We start from the raw sequence: 1,446 nt of genomic DNA on the forward strand, positions 1-1,446 counted from the left end.
TGATGCTGATGGTGGCTTTGTAGGTGGTCCGGTCGATGGCGGGTCCGCGGGCGTTGTATTTGGAGATCGCGCGTTTGACGATGCGGTCTTTGGTGCGGACTCGCCGGGCGGGCAGGAGCTGGGCCAGGACGTGCCGGCCGATGGTGCCGATCAGGTCGATGTCGGTGCCGGTGGTGACTCCGGCGGCCAGGATGAGCTGGTCGCGGGCGGCGGCCAGGGCGGTGGTGAAGCCGGCCCGGTCCGGGTCGGTGCCCGGGATGCTGTCGGTGGCGTCGGTCATGGCGGTGCGCAGGACCTGGTAGGCGGTCAGCAGGGCCCAGACCTCCTGTTCGATGCCGTCAGGGGTGCGTGAGCGCAGGACGTGCCCGTTCAGGAGGGTGGACTTCAGCTCGGCATAGGTGGTCTCGATCTCCCAGCGTTCGTGGTGGAGCCGGATGAGGTCGGCCGCCGGATGGGCGGTGGCGTCGGTGAGGGTGGTCAGCAGCCGGTAGTGGCCGGTCCTGCTGCCTGCTGCGGTGCGGATGGTGATCTCGGCGTCGATGACGCGGACGGTCAGTGCGCCGAGCCGGGCCAGGATCGAGCCGTCCCGGCAGCGGGCCACGGCGGGCAGGTTGCGACCGGACTTGCAGCGCACCAGCAGGTCGGCGCCGGTGGCGGCCATCTGGTTGAGCAGATCGGTGGCGGCGAAGTTCCGGTCGCCCAGCAGCAGCATCCCGGCCCTCAGATGCGCGGCCAGGCGGCGGGCGTAGTCCAGCTCACCGATCGTGGCGGGCCCGAAGGCGGCTGCGATCACCGACCGGGTGCCGCAGGCCACCAGCGCGGCCAGCCGTAGTTGCGGGTATCCCGAGATTCCGTTGCCGAGCCGCTGCCGGGTGAAGACCGTAAGGTTGGCCGGGCAGTCCGGGATCGGCAGCAGGGTGCCATCGATGGCGACCACCCGCAGCCCCCGCCACCATCCCGCCGCAGCGGCCGTCACCGCAGGACCGCTGATCAGGTCGAACAGCGCTTTCATCGGAGCCGGCCCCAGCCGCTGCCGGGCCTGGCGCAGAGCACTGCCGCTGGGCCGGACCGGTGTCAGATGTGCCAGCCCGGCGCACAACCGATCGAACACCTGCCGATACCCCAGGCTGGTGAACAACGCCGCAGCCAGCAGCAGGTACACCGTGACCCGTGCCGGCACCAGCCGCACCCTGCGCTCGCGCGCACGCGTCTGCGCCAACACCTCATCGACCATCTCGAACGGGATGATCCGGGTCAGTTCGCCCAGATGTCCCGGCGCGAACACCCCTGCGGCTACCCCGGCCGTTCGTCGTGTGGCAACCTGTTCCAACAGCGGAGCTCCTGTAGTGAGGATGTCTTGGAGTGACAGACCTCTTCTACAGCGGCTCCGCTGCTTCGTTCACCGGTCTTGACGAACCGCCTTCGTCCTTAACTGAACGGCGTTGG

1 protein-coding gene is annotated in these 1,446 nt (G+C 69.4%); it reads right to left on the reverse strand.

Annotation, left to right across the window (positions count from 1 at the left end; translation table 11 throughout):
* The coding region (locus C1J01_RS48025; RefSeq protein ID WP_181449379.1) for an IS4 family transposase at positions 1-1,330 on the reverse strand (1,330 nt) is incomplete at its 3' end.
* Between the last annotated feature and the right edge of the window lie 116 nt (positions 1,331-1,446).

Origin of the sequence: Nonomuraea aridisoli (assembly GCF_003236395.1) — a bacterium.
GTDB classification, from domain to species: domain Bacteria; phylum Actinomycetota; class Actinomycetes; order Streptosporangiales; family Streptosporangiaceae; genus Nonomuraea; species Nonomuraea aridisoli.